The 15,650-nt window shown below is 44.0% G+C and carries 12 protein-coding genes; 9 read left to right on the top strand and 3 right to left on the bottom strand.

What is annotated here, in order from left to right; all coding sequences use genetic code 11:
- The first annotated feature begins 4 nt into the window (after window positions 1-4).
- The 3 genes from MSG33_RS09275 to rsmF all read left to right on the top strand — a co-directional run bounded on the left by MSG33_RS09275 (window position 5) and on the right by rsmF (window position 5,483).
- The gene (locus tag MSG33_RS09275) at window positions 5-1,255 is read left to right on the top strand and encodes a paraquat-inducible protein A (RefSeq protein WP_248380764.1); all 1,251 of its coding nucleotides are present in this window, start codon (window positions 5-7) and stop codon (window positions 1,253-1,255) included.
- Window positions 1,248-3,896 (top strand): MlaD family protein, encoded by a 2,649-nt coding sequence (locus MSG33_RS09270; protein WP_248380760.1) that lies wholly within the window; start codon window positions 1,248-1,250, stop codon window positions 3,894-3,896. Before MSG33_RS09275 ends, MSG33_RS09270 begins: the two co-directional genes overlap by 8 nt.
- Window positions 3,897-4,046: 150 nt before the next feature.
- The gene (gene rsmF, locus MSG33_RS09265; RefSeq protein WP_248380758.1) at window positions 4,047-5,483 is read left to right on the top strand and encodes a 16S rRNA (cytosine(1407)-C(5))-methyltransferase RsmF; all 1,437 of its coding nucleotides are present in this window, start codon (window positions 4,047-4,049) and stop codon (window positions 5,481-5,483) included.
- Between the two features lie 282 nt (window positions 5,484-5,765).
- On the opposite strand, the gene MSG33_RS09260 is transcribed toward rsmF, so the two are convergent.
- A complete protein-coding gene (locus tag MSG33_RS09260) occupies window positions 5,766-6,599 on the bottom strand; it encodes a S1-like domain-containing RNA-binding protein (RefSeq protein WP_005396561.1) in 834 nt (277 codons plus the stop codon).
- Window positions 6,600-6,791: 192 nt separating this feature from the next.
- Between MSG33_RS09260 and MSG33_RS09255 the strand changes: the two genes are divergently transcribed.
- A complete protein-coding gene (locus tag MSG33_RS09255; protein ID WP_006743263.1) occupies window positions 6,792-8,144 on the top strand; it encodes a hypothetical protein in 1,353 nt (450 codons plus the stop codon).
- A gap of 27 nt (window positions 8,145-8,171) precedes the next feature.
- On the opposite strand, the gene MSG33_RS09250 is transcribed toward MSG33_RS09255, so the two are convergent.
- Window positions 8,172-8,669 (bottom strand): DUF4442 domain-containing protein, encoded by a 498-nt coding sequence (locus MSG33_RS09250; RefSeq protein ID WP_065646463.1) that lies wholly within the window; start codon window positions 8,667-8,669, stop codon window positions 8,172-8,174.
- Between the two features lie 374 nt (window positions 8,670-9,043).
- On the opposite strand from MSG33_RS09250, the gene MSG33_RS09245 reads away from it, so the two are divergent.
- Window positions 9,044-10,102, top strand: coding sequence for a 3-deoxy-7-phosphoheptulonate synthase (locus tag MSG33_RS09245; protein ID WP_006743262.1), 1,059 nt, complete (start codon window positions 9,044-9,046; stop codon window positions 10,100-10,102).
- Window positions 10,103-10,123: 21 nt separating this feature from the next.
- Window positions 10,124-10,606: a YajQ family cyclic di-GMP-binding protein gene (locus MSG33_RS09240; protein ID WP_005377415.1), complete on the top strand. Its 483-nt coding sequence runs from the start codon at window positions 10,124-10,126 to the stop codon at window positions 10,604-10,606.
- A gap of 104 nt (window positions 10,607-10,710) precedes the next feature.
- On the opposite strand, the gene MSG33_RS09235 is transcribed toward MSG33_RS09240, so the two are convergent.
- Entirely contained in the window at window positions 10,711-11,631 is a 921-nt protein-coding gene (locus MSG33_RS09235; RefSeq protein ID WP_006743261.1) for a bifunctional precorrin-2 dehydrogenase/sirohydrochlorin ferrochelatase, read from the bottom strand.
- Window positions 11,632-12,091: 460 nt separating this feature from the next.
- Between MSG33_RS09235 and MSG33_RS09230 the strand changes: the two genes are divergently transcribed.
- From MSG33_RS09230 to MSG33_RS09220, 3 genes are all read left to right on the top strand, one after another.
- Window positions 12,092-13,120 carry an amino acid ABC transporter substrate-binding protein gene (locus MSG33_RS09230; RefSeq protein WP_005396567.1) on the top strand — a complete coding sequence of 343 codons (1,029 nt, stop codon included), beginning with the start codon at window positions 12,092-12,094 and terminating at the stop codon, window positions 13,118-13,120.
- A 218-nt stretch (window positions 13,121-13,338) separates the two neighbouring features.
- Window positions 13,339-14,544, top strand: coding sequence for an amino acid ABC transporter permease (locus MSG33_RS09225; protein WP_248380755.1), 1,206 nt, complete (start codon window positions 13,339-13,341; stop codon window positions 14,542-14,544).
- A gap of 1 nt (window position 14,545) precedes the next feature.
- Window positions 14,546-15,643 (top strand): amino acid ABC transporter permease, encoded by a 1,098-nt coding sequence (locus MSG33_RS09220; RefSeq protein WP_248380753.1) that lies wholly within the window; start codon window positions 14,546-14,548, stop codon window positions 15,641-15,643.
- Window positions 15,644-15,650: the final 7 nt, after the last annotated feature.

Below are 15,650 nucleotides of genomic sequence, written 5' to 3'. Positions count from 1 at the left end.
CGTTATGACCTCTCTGTCTAAGCACGCCATGCAGCCAAATAATGTGCGCTTGTGCCAAGGTTGCGAATTGCCTGTCGATATCGTCGACTTACCCAATGGAAAAAATGCACACTGTCCTCGTTGTGGCACACAGTTGTATCGAGGCGGTAGCCCTAGCCTCTCAGGTAATTTAGCCGTCGCGATAACCTGTATCCTGCTATTTATTCCATCACACTTTTTTAACTTTATTAGTATCCGACTCTTTGGTGCGATGATTCCGGCAACCCTACCTTCAGGGATGATCACATTGATGGAAGAAGGCTTTGTTCTTCTTTCACTGCTTATTCTATTTTGTAGCTCTCTAGCGCCGCTGACGGTTTGTGTTTCAGTGGTTACGGCACATATCTCGCTGCATCAACGGTGGTTTCGAGGGCTTCGTGTTTCACTGTGGCTAATTCAACATTTGAAACATTGGGTAATGCTGGATGTGTTCTTAGTTAGCATCGCCATTTCCTGCTTCAAACTCCAAGATTATTCCGACATTTTTGTAGGCCCAGGGTTAATTGGTCTGGTTCTTTTGCAGATATTTACCGTTTTGTTAGTTTCTCGAATCAGTGTGCGTCGTTACTGGGAAGCCTGGAAGCCAGAACGTCTTTATTCCTTTGAACACAAAGACGTGCATTGCCATGAGTGCCACCTGTCTCAACCTGAAGGTGACCATTGTCGGCGTTGTCACCACGAGTTATATCATCGCAAGCCCAACTCCATTCAGAAGACGTGGGCTTACCTCATTGCGGCAACGATAGCGATTTTCCCTGCCAACTTGATTCCTATTTCCATCTTGCTGACCAATGGCAAACGTTTGGAAGATACCATTTTCTCAGGCGTAGCTGGGTTGGTAAAAAGCGGTATGTATGGCATCGCAGTGATCATTTTTGTGGCCAGTATTGTTGTGCCAGTTGTAAAAATACTTGGCCTTGCCTACATCATGCTTTGCATTCAATTCAAACGTTCGGTGTTTAAGAGACAACGAATGATGGTTTACTTTGTTGTTAAATGGATCGGTAAATGGTCTGTGATGGACTTGTTTGTTATTTCTATCATGATGACCTTAGTCGATCGTGGTCAGATACTTGATTTCACACCAGGATATGGCGCCGTGGCCTTTGGTGTTGTCGTGGTATTGACCATGCTTGCAGCGGAAAGTATTGATCCAAGGCTAATCTGGGACCAAACAGGCCCAACACAATCAGAAAAAGAGTCAATGAATGAGTGATCAGAACAGTTCTCAAACGTCATACGTACCAGATGTAAAGCGGAGCAAAGGCATATCTCCTCTTTGGCTTTTGCCAATTTTGACCATGGTCTTAGCTGGCTGGCTTGTGGTGAAGTCGATACACGATGCAGGACAACGGGTGCAAATCTATTTTTCTGACGCTGCTGGCTTGGTCGCCGGGCGAACCACTATCCGTTACCAAGGGCTAGAAGTCGGTATGGTGAGAGACATTAACCTCACTGAAGATCTCGGCAGTATTTATGTTGATGCCGATATCTACCCTGAAGCGGCAAAATTGCTGAACGATAAAACTCGCTTTTGGCTGGTAAAACCAACAGCAAGCCTAACGGGAGTTTCTGGGCTCGATGCGCTCGTGTCGGGTAATTACATCTCGATTCAACCTGGAGATGGTCAAGAGTTTGAAACAACGTTCCATGCGTTAGACTCTGCACCAACAGATTTGCGCGTTTCACAAGGTTTGAACATTAAACTCAAAAGCCGCGATTTAGGTGGTGTGTCGATTGGATCTCAAATTGTTTATAAGAAAATTCCAATCGGTGAAGTCTACAGCTACCAGCTGGATGAAGACGCAAAATCTATCACGATTCAAGCCAACATCCAGGATCAATACCGACATATCATTAACAACCGCAGTCGGTTCTGGAACGTAAGTGGAATCGGTGCCAGCATCGGTTTTGAAGGCGTCGATGTAAGGCTAGAAAGCATGAGTGCTCTACTCGGAGGCGCGATCGCCGTCGATTCTCCGGATGACGGTGAGCCTGTAGAAGAGAATACTGAATTCCGTCTGTATAAAGATTTGAAAACTGCAGGTCGAGGTATCGCTGTTAAAATCGTCCTCCCTGATGACAGTAAAATCAGTGGCGAAGGCGCACCCATTATGTATCGCGGAATCGAGATTGGCCAAGTTACAGACTTAAACCTATCCGAAGGGCGAGAAGTGATATTAGCGTCAGCGGCAATTCAACCAGCTTTCAGTGACATGCTGACGACAGGTACCCGATTCGTCTTAGAAGAAGCAAAAGTGTCTCTCTCTGGTGTTGAAAACATTGCCAATCTCGTGAGAGGAAACTTCTTAACCATCGTGCCAGGTGCTGGTGATCGCTCTCGCCGCTTTACTGCCATTCGTAAAAACGTTTTTAACCAACAGCAAGAAAAGTCCATCGCTATTCGTTTAGTGTCTGACAACTCGTTTGGCCTAGATAGCGGTGCCAACGTGCTTTACAAAGGCATCGTGATCGGTTCAATTATCAACGTAGGCTTAGTTGAAGAAGGTAAAAAATCGCAACATGAAGTATTTATGGACGTATTGATTGATCATGAATACAAACACCTGATCAAATCAAACAACCGTTTTTATGTAACCGGAAGTGCCTCTGCAGAGTTAACGGAATCGGGCCTCAGCGTTACCGTTCCTCCGGCAAAACAGTTGTTAACTGGGTCCATTAGCTTTGTAAGCGAAGGCAAGCAAGATATTCAAAAAGAGTATCAACTGTTCCAAAACGAATCATTGGCAGAACTAGCACAGTACAACCAAAGTGGCTCTAGAGCACTCACACTGTTTGCTTCTGAATTGCCGCCGATTTCCAAAGGCAGCCCTCTACTCTATCGTAATCTTCCTGTTGGTAACGTCTCCGATTTCCAATTGGTTGATGGCGGTGTGTTAATTAAAGCAACCATCGAAAACCGCTTTGCTTACCTCGTAACACCGCAAACCGTCTTTTGGAACCGTTCAGGGATAGAGATAGATGCATCGCTAGCCGGTGTGAGTGTAAAAGCTCACCCTTTAAAATCGTTAATCGAAGGTGGCATCGCTTTTGACTCTGTTCCTGGCGTTGAAAACAAAATTGGAGACAACTGGAAGTTATATACAGATCAAAAAACCGCTCGCAAGTTTGGACGCGTTATTGCGTTAGAAACAGACGGCTCACAAGAAATTGCCAAAGGAATGCCGATAGAGTATCAAGGCGTCAAAGTTGGTGAAGTCACACTGGTTGTACCGAATTTTCGTCGCAATATGGTTGAAATCACCGCAAGAATCCTACCTGAATACGTAGAAAACATTGCGGTTGAAGGCTCACATTTTTGGCTAACTGAGCCAGAGATTGGCTTAGGGGGCGTGAAAAACCTTGGCGCATTGGTGTCGAAATCTATCAGTGTTGAGCCAGGTAAAGGTAAAGCTAAATTTGATTTTCAGTTGGAAAATGGTTCAGAACGTGTTCAGGGCATGATGTTTACTTTACAAAGTGAACAACGAGGCTCAGTACAAGTCGGAACGCCTATTCTTTACCGCCAGATGGAAGTCGGCCAAGTAACCGACGTGAGCCTAGGAGAATTTGCCGATCGCGTCGTCACGACCATCAAGATACAGCCTGAATATGCTTACCTCGTTCGTCAAAACAGTGTGTTTTGGAATGTTTCAGGAGTAGATGTCTCCATCGGAATTACTGGTGCGAACATCAAAGCGGGCACATTTGATAGTTTAGTTCGCGGAGGAATTGCGTTTTCAACGCCAGAGCAATCGACTATTCCACCAGCGGCAAAAAGTGGGCAATCTTTCTTTTTATATCCACAAGCTGAAGAAGGTTGGACTCAATGGCGTACAGCGATTCCTAAGCCGTAGAATAAAGCTCCATTCACATACAATTGAAGTTTGATCACTTTAAAAGAGCAGCAATCGCTGCTCTTTTTTATTGCTCGGCCCTTGTCACTATTCGTTTCTGCTTCGCTTTCGTATATTATTTGCCACAAATTCTGCAAACGAGATCCCACATTGCATCCTAATGTTTACATCCCAGACGCGTTTCTGGAAAAAATCCAAACTATCCTTCCTGCTAACCTCAACATGGAAGACTTTATCGCATCGTGCCAAAAGCCACTGCGCAAAAGTATTCGTATTAATACGTTGAAGATCAGCGTTGAAGCGTTTCTAGAACGTGCAGACGCAAAAGGCTGGAAGCTTTCCCCTGTGCCTTGGTGTGACACAGGGTTTTGGATTGAAGCGGACGAGTCAGTTGTACCATTAGGCAACACCGCAGAGCACATGTCAGGCTTATTCTACATTCAAGAAGCCAGTTCAATGATGCCAGTATCTGCGCTGTTTATGAATGACGAATCGTACGATGCCGTGTTAGATACAGCAGCTGCACCAGGATCAAAGACCACTCAAATCGCGGCTTTAATGAACAATGAAGGCGTTCTCGTGGCCAATGAATACGCCGCAAGTCGTGTAAAAGTGCTGCATGCCAACGTGGAACGTTGTGGTGTACGTAACGCCGCACTAAGTAACTTCGACGGGCGCGTTTTTGGTGGTTGGCTACCAGAACAATTTGATGCGGTTCTGCTCGACGCGCCCTGCTCCGGCGAAGGCACCGTTCGCAAAGACGAAGATGCAATGAAAAACTGGACGCAAGCTTCCGTGCTCGACATCGCTGACACACAGAAAGATCTTATTGAAAGCGCCTTCCATGCACTAAAGCCCGGCGGTGTGATGGTTTACTCAACGTGCACACTCAGTACCGAAGAAAACCAACAAGTTTGTCATCACTTGAAAGAAACCTTTGGTGATGACGTTGAGTTTGAAAGCCTTGAGACCTTGTTTGAAAACGCAAATGCTGCTCTAACTGAAGAAGGTTTTTTGCATATCTTTCCACAGGTCTACGACTGCGAAGGATTCTTTGTCGCTAGAATTCGTAAACTGGCAGCTGTTGAACCACCAAAGGTCAAAAAGCGCATGGGCAAGTTCCCGTTTACCAAAGCATCGAAAAAAGAATCGGTTGAAATTGCCCAACAGCTGCAAAGTGCGTTAGGTATTGAACTTCCGAATGACAGTTCTGTATGGCTTCGCGATAAAGATGTCTGGTTGTTCCCTAATGCTTTAGAGCCAATGATCGGCGAATTACGCTTCTCCCGGATGGGTATAAAGATCGCGGAAGCCCATAAAAATGGCTACCGTTGGCAGCATCAGGTGGCAACGGCATTAGCGACGGGCTCTGAGGCAAACGCCATCGAGCTAACCATTGAAGAAGCGCGCGAATGGTACATGGGGCGTGATGTTCGCCCACAAACGATTCCTGAGGGAATGAAAACAGGTAAAGGCGAAGTACTTGTCACCTATCAAGGCGCAGTCATTGGCCTTGGAAAGTGGGTAAGCAACAGAATAAAGAATGGTCTTCCTCGCGAATTAGTACGAGATAAGAACTTATTTTAAAGAAGTAACGAATCATAAATAAATGAAAAGCCATCGTATTTGCGATGGCTTTTTAATTCGTAAGTATGAAAGCAACTGGGCTCGCTAGCGATCCGGATACGCTGTACTAAACTAGTTGTATCAAAGTAATGCTTTGATATGGCATTTCTCTCTATGTTCACCAACAAAATTATTGTTGGAAAAAGTTTAGCGCAGGCTCTGCGGAGCCGTTTCCCCTAGGCCCAAAAAAGGAAAAGTTTGGGCCGTTTTTTTGGCTGCAGATCCGCTATACGTGAGTTTGGGCTACGCCAGACGAATACCGTCTTTCTCGATAACAATCTTGCCCTGCTTGTACAATCCACCAATGGTCTTTTTGTAAGTACCTTTACTTGTGCGGAAAGCATCAAAAATCGCTTCAGGAGAAGACTTATCGTTCAAAGGTAAAAAGCCGCCTTTCTTCTCTAACAAATCAAGAATCTTGCTAGAAAGATCGTCCATTTTTGCCACGCCGACTTTTTGTAGCGCGAGATCGATTTTACCATCTTCACGAATTTGCTTAATAAAGCCTTTCAGTTTCTTACCGATGTAAAGCTTACCAAACACATCCGATGGGAAAATCATGCCCCAATGCTTACCGTTAACAATCGCTTTGTAGCCAAGTTGACTGCGCTCTGCGATGATCAAATCAACTTGTTCGTTAACTTCATAATTCGCCGGAGTTTTGTCTAACCATTTGTTGAACTTAGTCGTACCAACAATGCGGCCTGACGCTTTGTCAGTGTAAACATAGACAAGAATAGTTTGTCCCGCAGAGAAGCGAGTGCGTTGCTCACTAAAAGGAATAAGTAGATCCTTTTCTTTGATGCCCCAATTTACAAAAGCACCTGTCGCGTTGACGCCCTCAATCTTCATTAAGCCCCATTCACCCACTTGGGCAATAGGTCTTTCAATGGTCGCAGCAAGCTGGCTTTCTGAATCGAAGTACAAAAATACGTCTACATGATCACCAATTTCAGTACCCTCTGGTACATACTTATTAGGCAGTAGAACAGAACCGTAATCATCACCATCCAGAAATACGCCAAAATCAGCCTTTTTAATGACTTCTAAGCTGTTAATTTGACCAATTTTAATCATTGATTTTGTCTCTTTTTAAATTTACGTGGAATTATACCTAAACTAACAAGAAAATCAGAGAGAAAAGCATAGTGCTCTGTTATGCTGTTGTCGTTCAGCTATATGCCCCAGTCACTCTTTTAGCACTTTTATGCTTACCTGCTCAACAGTACGCATAAGTTAAGAATGCTTTAACAAAGTCAGGAGCTTTCTTTGGTCACCGTCGATAAACAAGACTCAATAACATTAAAAATCAGTCATGCACTCGCAAAGAGCAAAAGTGTCGACCTAGATATTTACTTTTTTATACCTGGTGAGCTTGGTTTAAACGCCGATATCATCAGTGAATCCGAATTTTATTACACTTCAATCACACAGCAACGCTCTTATTACAGTACTGAAATCCTTCTACCGCTAGTACACAGTCGACTTGCCAAACGTGGACGCCTGTCGAATCAACAATACCGAGTAAGTTTGAGTTTGTTCGCGTACCAATACGTTATCGCGCTAGACAAAGCGGTAGCAAGTTTAAACAAGCATCAGAACAACTCCGTAACGGAAGATGAAGTAGACGAAGTTATCGAGCTCACGCTTGAGATCTTAAAGCGCTTGCGACGTTCTATTCCTTATGAAGAGAACTTAAAACGGTACTACGTTAACATCGATAACTACCTGTCTTGGTATACCGAGCAGAAGTTTTTATCTCTAGTGGCTCATCTCCCGCGTGAAGGCGATTATGGCACGATTAAGAAACGCTTGATCACGCTCTGTGAAAAAGAGCAAGCCCATCGAAAACTCAACAAGTACAACTCTCCAAGAGTCGTTGAAGACGTTACTCGCCTATCTAACAAAATGCGCTTGCTAAGACGCTTGATTGAACACCCTATCGTGCTTCGTGAAGAAACCATATCAATGGGTAACAACATCAAGCGTGCTATCAAAGGTATTGCTACTGGCTTGGTGATGGTTGTCGTGACCTCAACCGTGATTCTCGCTCGCGATTACCTTGGGGAAATTTCCGCGTCCTTCATTATCGCGATGTCATTTATTTATGCTCTACGAGAAATCTTTAAAGATGATTTGCGCGATGCGATGTGGCGATGGATCCGTAAAGGCAAGCCAAAGTGGCGTAAGAAGTATGTTGATCCAACAACGAAAAAAGTGGTCGGCAGAAAATTAGAGTGGCTCGATTATCGTACGTTAAGTAGCTTGCCAGATAAGATTCAAAGAATACGTAAGAAGCGCGTCGTGCAGCGCGAAGAGCAGATACTTCATTATCACGAGAAAACCGAAATGGCGACCTCTCTATTTTTGAGTGGTTATGAGCAAACAAGAGAAACACTGAACATCAGTTTGCGCCCTATCATCCGCTTGATGGATAAAAGCTCAAACCGAGTTTACCGTTTAAATGAAGGGCAAGTGACCAAAGAGTCGGTAGAGAAACGTCATTTGCTCAATGTGATTGTCAAAGAGGACAACCACACCGATGAGCCTGTTTATTACCGTTGGAAAGTGGTCTTAAACCGCTCCAAAATCGTCTCGATTGAGCAGATTGAACTCAATTAAAGCGATATTCTTTAAAACAGCAAACCACTAAGCAGCCTCTTTTCCTTGTTGGGCTGCTTTTTTTATCGAAAGAGTCAACGAGAATTCAGCCATAGGTTCGTCACCATGTAAGCTAGGACACAATGCGACGATTTTTACATCGCGATTCACTCGTTCACCCGTTGCCAACGTATGATCGAGCATCTCATCAATCACATCACCATCGTTACACACAAAGTGTACATCCGCTTCCGGACGTTTTAAAAACTCGGCTTTGACGCCTTTAAATGCTAAAGAGATTGCTTCTCCTTTTTCTTGCGCCTTGCTCATAGCAAGAAAACCACCAGCTACATCCGCCCCAACAGCTAAAGCGCCGAAATACATGCTATTCAAATGGTTCTTTGTTCTTCTTCGCAAAGGGATTCGAACCTCAACGTGCTCGCTATCTATCGCAATGATCTTAGGGTGACAAAGCCAAATCAGAGGCACTTTAGAAAAGCCGAATAGATTTAGATACAAATTTGCACGACGTACAGCTGATAACATTTTGGTCTCCTTACCAATCTAGTCAGACCAGTTAATCAACGAAAGAAATAGATGTCAAAGAAATGTTAACAAAAGCTCGATCTCACGAGTTATTTAGCCACTAATTTAGTGACATTGTCACACAGATAAACATGAGGTTTGCCGCAGTTATCTTGATTGCCTAACGGTGAGATAGATGAAATGGTTATAAATTCAAATGTATATATATTGATTTAATGATCAAGTTTTGTCATTTATACATAAGTCATTTAAATGAATACCTACACCTTTGTATACAATTCGGTATTTCCTGGCGAAGATTCCCGTGAAACGGTTTATTCCTGCCTGTAATTCCGTTATCTTTACCCCTTCGCAATAGAGAATAAAGCTATAACATGCCTATAAAAACAGATGAATTGAGAACCCAACCTTTGGGTCCAATGCCTACCCCAGCAGAGCTAGGTAGTGTACATCCTATTACGGATGACGTTGCAGACCGTATCGCTCAATCTCGTCGTCAGATTGAAAACATTTTATCGGGTGAAGACGATCGCCTTCTTGCGATTGTAGGTCCGTGTTCTGTTCACGACACTGAAGCTGCCATTGATTACGCCACTCGCCTGAGTGAAATCCAAGACAAGTACAAAGACGAACTGTTTATCGTGATGCGTACTTACTTTGAAAAGCCTCGTACAGTAGTTGGTTGGAAAGGTTTAATTACCGACCCTAACCTAGATGGCTCTTACGCGCTTGAAGCTGGTCTCCATAAAGCACGTAAACTACTACTGGATATCAACAAGCTTGGTCTTGCGACTGCTACTGAGTTTCTTGATATGATTACTGGTCAATACATAGCGGATTTGATCACGTGGGGCGCGATCGGTGCTCGTACAACAGAATCGCAAATTCACCGTGAAATGGCATCGGCGCTGTCTTGCCCAGTTGGTTTCAAAAATGGCACAAATGGCAACGTAAAAATTGCAATTGATGCAATTCGCGCATCGAAAGCCTCGCATTACTTCTACTCTCCAGATAAGAATGGCCGCATGACGGTTTACCGTACAAGTGGTAACCCATATGGTCATATTATTTTACGCGGCGGAGAGAAAGGCCCTAACTTTGATGAAGCGTCAGTAAAACAAGCGTGTGATGCTCTAGCCGAGTTTGGCTTGCCACAACGTTTGGTTGTGGATTTCAGCCACGCAAACTGTCAGAAGCAGCACAGAAAACAAATCGACGTTGCTCAAGACATTTGTAACCAAATTAAGTCAGGCAGTACTCGTATTGCGGGTATCATGGCTGAAAGCTTTATTCTTGAAGGCAATCAGCCAATGACTGACATCAACAACCTAACGTATGGTCAATCTATTACAGACCCATGCCTAGGCTGGGAAGATACTGCTACAATGCTAGATATGCTGGCAAACGCCGTTAAATCCCGAAAGTCCCTATAACAAAATAATCAAGGAATCTTCATGCCATCGTTTGATATTGTTTCTGAAATCGATACGGTTGAACTACGTAACGCCGTTGATAATGCTAACCGTGAATTGTCTACTCGTTTCGATTTCCGCAACGTTAATGCGAGCTTTGAGCTAGTAGAAGAAAACGTAAAAATGTCTGCGGAAGGTGACTTCCAACTTAAGCAAATGCGCGATATTTTACGTGGCCACTTGGCAAAGCGTAATATTGATGCAAACGCAATGGATGCACAGGACCCAGATGTAACTGGTAAGAACTGGCACCAAACTCTGCTTTTCCGCCAAGGTATCGATACACCAACAGCCAAAAAAGTAGTGAAACTTATCAAAGACGCAAAGTTAAAAGTACAAGCCTCTATTCAAGGCGACAAGGTACGTGTTACTGGTAAGAAACGTGATGACCTGCAAGCGACAATGGCAGCGATTCGTGAAGCAGAGATGGGCATACCATTCCAGTTTAACAACTTCCGTGATTAATCAGTCTGAGAAGTAACTTAGTTTAAAAAACGCCAGCGCATAGTTCGCTGGCGTTTTTGTTGGCCTTTTAATCGAGCAAGCCAAGTGCCCACTTTTTAACGCGGTTATATCACCAAGTCCTGCCCTTGCAGCAATAAGAACTCGCTCGTCCCTTTAGGGATAAACACGCAAACTCGAAGCTTTTCAGATTTAGCCTTGGTCAACATATCAGAGAGTTCAGCTGCGCTCGAGAAAGCTTCTCGCTCTGCATCTCTTCGTATTAGCTCTAACACGTTCGCTTCGCATCGAGTTGAGTAAAGTGCTAGCTCGGCTTGTTGCATGTAGCGCACGGCCTTAATTGGCAACATCTCAACGTCTTTCCCTACCTGTATCCAAGTACAACTTCCTTTTTCATCCAAAGGTGTTGCCATGGTCGCTTGGTAAATCGTTTCTAACTCTCTATTATCTCGCGCGTTTTCAACCTCAGGATTCGAGAAGAATTGCTCCCAAAACTTACGACGTAAATCGACGCTAGGTAGTGCTTCTTTAATCGAATTACGCTTTGAGTTAGCAAAGTCCGCCATCAACCCCATGTTTTGTGGCAGTATCGATTCAAGCTTTTCACGGATGTTTCGAATTAAAACTGGTGAGGCACCGCCACTAGAAATAGCAATTTGTATGCGGCCACGATTGATCATAGAGGGCGTAATGAAGTCACAATAAGGCTTATCATCCACAACGTTCACTAGGATGCCTAATTCTTTCGCATCTTTATACACTTGGTGATTTAGCTCTGGATTATCTGTCGTGGCCCACACTTGAACAAAGCTTTTAGTGACAATGTCACTTGAATAGAAACGTTGCACCCAGCGCACTTGATGCTCTGCAGCAAGCTTAGACAGAAAATCGACCAACGTTGGAGAAACGATAGTGACATCCGCCCCTGCTTTTAGCAAAGCTTCCACCTTTCTGCTTGCCACTTCACCGCCGCCCACGACAAGAACGGGTTTATTGATTAAATCTAAGAACAGAGGAAAATATCGCATTTCAATCCATGATTACTCTAATTAGCTGTTGCGGACCATGCTACCAAAAATGGGGCAAGCTCATCACCCTGTTTCGGTATCACAAATAATTTTTGTTCGAATTTTTACTGAACTTCACCAAGCTCAGCTAATGACAGTTTTAATAACAACTTTTTATTCTCTTGTATTGTTCACTCTTCTATTGATTGTTCTGATGCACCAAATTGTCCATGATTTGCACTATTTACAAACAATTAACATTTCGTCATTCTAAATCTCAAGGCGCTTTGTAAGTTCTCTCAAAACTTCATTTAAATTATATATTTGAGAATTAACAGATCCTTTCCTACGCTTATAACTGGTTGATCTATCGAATACCGTTTCTTCGAAAATCAATCACGTAGGACGATAACTCTAACGAATTGGACACGTTGTTTCAGGTCACTCCTGATTAAACATGGATCATACAGGAAGGATACAAATGGCAAATAAACTCACAGTTCTTGCTTCCGTCGTAGCGGCTTCTACTGCGATGATGGCAACATCAGCTCAAGCAGCAGACACTACTCTGGACAAAGTCACAAAACAAGGTTTTCTTACTTGTGGCGTAAGTACCGGTCTACCTGGTTTCTCTAACCCTAACTCAAAAGGTGAATGGGAAGGTATCGACGTAGAATATTGCCAAGCACTGGCTGCAGCCGTTCTTGGGGATAAAACGAAAGTTAAATATGTACCCCTAACCGCGAAAGAACGTTTCACTGCGCTTCAATCAGGTGAGATTGATGTGCTTTCTCGTAACACCACCTGGACACTGCATCGTGATACTGCACTTGGCCTCAACTTCGTAGGGGTAAACTACTACGATGGCCAGGGCTTTATGGTGAAGAAAGATCTTGGCATCTCAAGCGCAAAAGAGCTTGATGGTGCATCAGTTTGCGTACAGTCCGGTACAACAACTGAGCTGAACCTTGCTGACTACTTCCGTAACAGCGGTATGTCATACAAGCCGGTCGTATTCGATACGGCAGCCCAAACGTCAAAAGGTTTCGATGCAGGACGTTGTGATGTGTTAACGACTGACCAATCTGGTCTTTATGCATTGCGTCTGAACCTGAAAGATCCCTCTTCTGCAGCCGTTCTTCCGGAAATCATTTCCAAAGAACCACTAGGTCCCGTCGTTCGTCAAGGTGATGACCAATGGTTCAACATTGCGAAGTGGACATTATCAGCAATGATTAACGCCGAAGAGTATGGTATTAGTTCGAAAAATGCGGATGAAATGCTGAAATCAAAAGATCCAAACATCAAACGTATTCTTGGTGTTGACGGTCCGAAAGGCAAAGGTTTGGGTATTCGTGATGATTGGGGCTACCAAGTTATCAAACAAGTCGGTAACTATGGTGAAAGCTTCGAACGCACAGTCGGTACTGGTTCGCCGTTAGAAATTTCTCGTGGCGTTAATGCGCTATGGAATGCAGGCGGCTTTATGTACGCGCCACCAATCCGATAGAACAAGTTAATCAGGGCGGTTCATGCCGCCCTTTTTCTTGATTTTATCCATCTGTATGAGTAAGGACCGCTCATTGAATGGTAAGAAGTATTCGCTTAGATAGGCTATTTCAACTCGAATATCGCCGTTTAACTCTGGTGAAAACATGCTTCGACCAGCAAGGACGTGACTATTTATACAGGCAGATATCTATAACTAAGGTTTGAGGTTATCGCTGTATGAAACCGACAAAAGATGCATCGCCAAGTACGATGTCCAAACCGAGCGGAAGCAAGAGCTTGATTTATAATCCCGCCTTTCGTTCTGCTATTTTCCAGATCATTGCCATAACTGCACTGGTATTTTTCTTTTACACGATTATTAACAACGCACTGAACAACTTAGATGCTCGTGGGATCGCTACGGGTTTCGGTTTTTTAAATCAAGAAGCCGGGTTTGGTATCGGGCTGACGCTAATTGAATACGATGAAACGTACTCTTACGGCAGAACGTTTATTATTGGCCTTCTTAATACAGCGCTGGTCTCCGTATTAGGTATTATTCTGGCTACCGTGATTGGTTTTACCATGGGGGTCGCTCGCCTTTCTTCTAACTGGTTAGTGAGTCGCTTGGCTGCTGTTTATATCGAAACGTTCCGAAATATCCCACTTCTTCTACAAATATTTTTCTGGTATTTCGCTGTTCTTCAAGCATTACCCTCACCTCGTCAAAGCTTGAGCCTTGGCGAAGCCATCTTCTTGAATGTTCGTGGTTTATATTTTCCAGCACCAGAAATGGAGCCAGGCAGTGGCTTTGTTATTGCTGCATTAATCTTCGGGGTGATCGCCAGCTTGCTGATTAATGTATGGGCGAATAACAAGCAACGCCTAACTGGGCAACAAACGCCAATGGGAAGAATAGCTTTAGGCTTAGTCGTTGGCCTTCCGCTGATTGTCTACTTCCTTGCTGGTATGCCAATTTCACTAAATTATCCTGAACTGAAAGGGTTTAACTTCCAAGGTGGTATTAGCATTATTCCTGAACTTGCTGCACTACTTTTGGCACTGAGCGTTTATACCGCCTCCTTCATTGCCGAAATTGTACGTTCTGGTATTAATGCGGTTAGCCATGGTCAAACGGAAGCGGCGATGTCGCTGGGCTTACCACGCACGAAAACTTTAAAGCTTGTTGTCATTCCGCAAGCGTTACGAATTATTATTCCACCTTTAACCAGTCAATATCTCAACCTCACCAAAAACTCATCGTTAGCGATGGCGATTGGTTACCCAGATCTTGTCTCTGTCTTTGCAGGTACTACCCTGAACCAAACGGGGCAAGCGATTGAGATCATTGCGATGACGATGGGCGTGTACTTAACCTTAAGTTTGATTACGTCTGCATTAATGAACTTGTATAACCGTAAAGTCGCACTGGTGGAGAGATAATATGAGTACTCATCAATTTCAACCGGATCTCCCACCACCAGCCAATACCGTCGGTTTTGTTGGTTGGATGCGGAAAAACCTATTTAATGGACCTGTCAATTCCATTGTTACCGTAATTCTTGCTTATCTTGTCTTTAGTGCAATTTGGCATATCGTTGATTGGGCGTTTATCAACGCGGACTGGATTGGTTCGACGCGTGACGACTGCAGCCGAGAAGGTGCTTGCTGGGTATTTATCAGCGTGCGCTGGGAGCAGTTCATGTACGGTTTCTATCCTGAGTCTGAACTGTGGCGCCCTCGCCTTTTCTATATCACATTGGCTATATTTACTATGTTGCTAGCGTATGAAAAGACACCGAAACGGATTTGGATTTGGCTTTTCTTCGTAAACATCTACCCATTCATTATCGCTGGGCTGTTATATGGTGGGATATTTGGGCTAGAAGTGGTCGATACACACAAATGGGGCGGATTACTCGTTACGCTCATCATTGCGCTAGTCGGTATTGTCGTTTCATTACCGATTGGTGTGGTACTCGCGCTCGGTAGACGTTCAGAGATGCCCATCATTCGCAGTATTTGTACCGTCTATATTGAAGTTTGGCGTGGTGTGCCACTGATTACCGTTCTGTTCATGGCTTCCGTTATGCTGCCTTTGTTTATGTCCGAAGGATCAGAGACAGACAAACTTATTCGCGCTCTTATTGGTGTGGTGATGTTTGCCTCGGCGTACATGGCCGAAGTGGTACGGGGCGGCTTACAAGCGATTCCAAAAGGCCAATATGAGGCTGCCGACGCACTTGGGTTAAGTTACTGGAAAAAAACAGGGCTTATTATCTTGCCGCAAGCGCTGAAGATTACGATCCCTTCTATCGTGAACACGTTTATCGGATTGTTTAAAGACACCAGTTTGGTTCTTATCATTGGTATGTTTGACGTACTAGGTATAGGACAAGCAGCAAACACCGACCCTGACTGGCTAGGCTTTGCTACTGAAAGTTATGTATTTGTCGCGTTAGTGTTTTGGGTATTTTGTTTTGGCATGTCGCGTTATTCGATATGGCTTGAAAACAAACTTCATACCGGTCACAAACGATAACTCATCA

This window comes from Vibrio sp. 1CM7H (assembly GCF_023161645.1).
GTDB classification, from domain to species: domain Bacteria; phylum Pseudomonadota; class Gammaproteobacteria; order Enterobacterales; family Vibrionaceae; genus Vibrio; species Vibrio diabolicus.
Note: the sequence above shows the minus strand (reverse complement) of the source record. Positions and strands in the feature narration are given on the sequence as shown.

Excerpts from the sequence above, each read along its gene's own strand:
- MSG33_RS09225 (WP_248380755.1), top strand. The coding sequence starts at position 13,339 with ATGAAACCGACAAAAGATGCATCGCCAAGTACGATGTCCAAACCGAGC.
- MSG33_RS09275 (WP_248380764.1), top strand. The coding sequence starts at position 5 with ATGACCTCTCTGTCTAAGCACGCCATGCAGCCAAATAATGTGCGCTTG.
- MSG33_RS09220 (WP_248380753.1), top strand. The coding sequence starts at position 14,546 with ATGAGTACTCATCAATTTCAACCGGATCTCCCACCACCAGCCAATACC.
- MSG33_RS09240 (WP_005377415.1), top strand. The coding sequence starts at position 10,124 with ATGCCATCGTTTGATATTGTTTCTGAAATCGATACGGTTGAACTACGT.
- MSG33_RS09270 (WP_248380760.1), top strand. The coding sequence starts at position 1,248 with ATGAGTGATCAGAACAGTTCTCAAACGTCATACGTACCAGATGTAAAG.
- MSG33_RS09250 (WP_065646463.1), bottom strand. The coding sequence starts at position 8,669 with ATGTTATCAGCTGTACGTCGTGCAAATTTGTATCTAAATCTATTCGGC.
- MSG33_RS09260 (WP_005396561.1), bottom strand. The coding sequence starts at position 6,599 with ATGATTAAAATTGGTCAAATTAACAGCTTAGAAGTCATTAAAAAGGCT.
- MSG33_RS09245 (WP_006743262.1), top strand. The coding sequence starts at position 9,044 with ATGCCTATAAAAACAGATGAATTGAGAACCCAACCTTTGGGTCCAATG.
- MSG33_RS09230 (WP_005396567.1), top strand. The coding sequence starts at position 12,092 with ATGGCAAATAAACTCACAGTTCTTGCTTCCGTCGTAGCGGCTTCTACT.
- MSG33_RS09235 (WP_006743261.1), bottom strand. The coding sequence starts at position 11,631 with ATGCGATATTTTCCTCTGTTCTTAGATTTAATCAATAAACCCGTTCTT.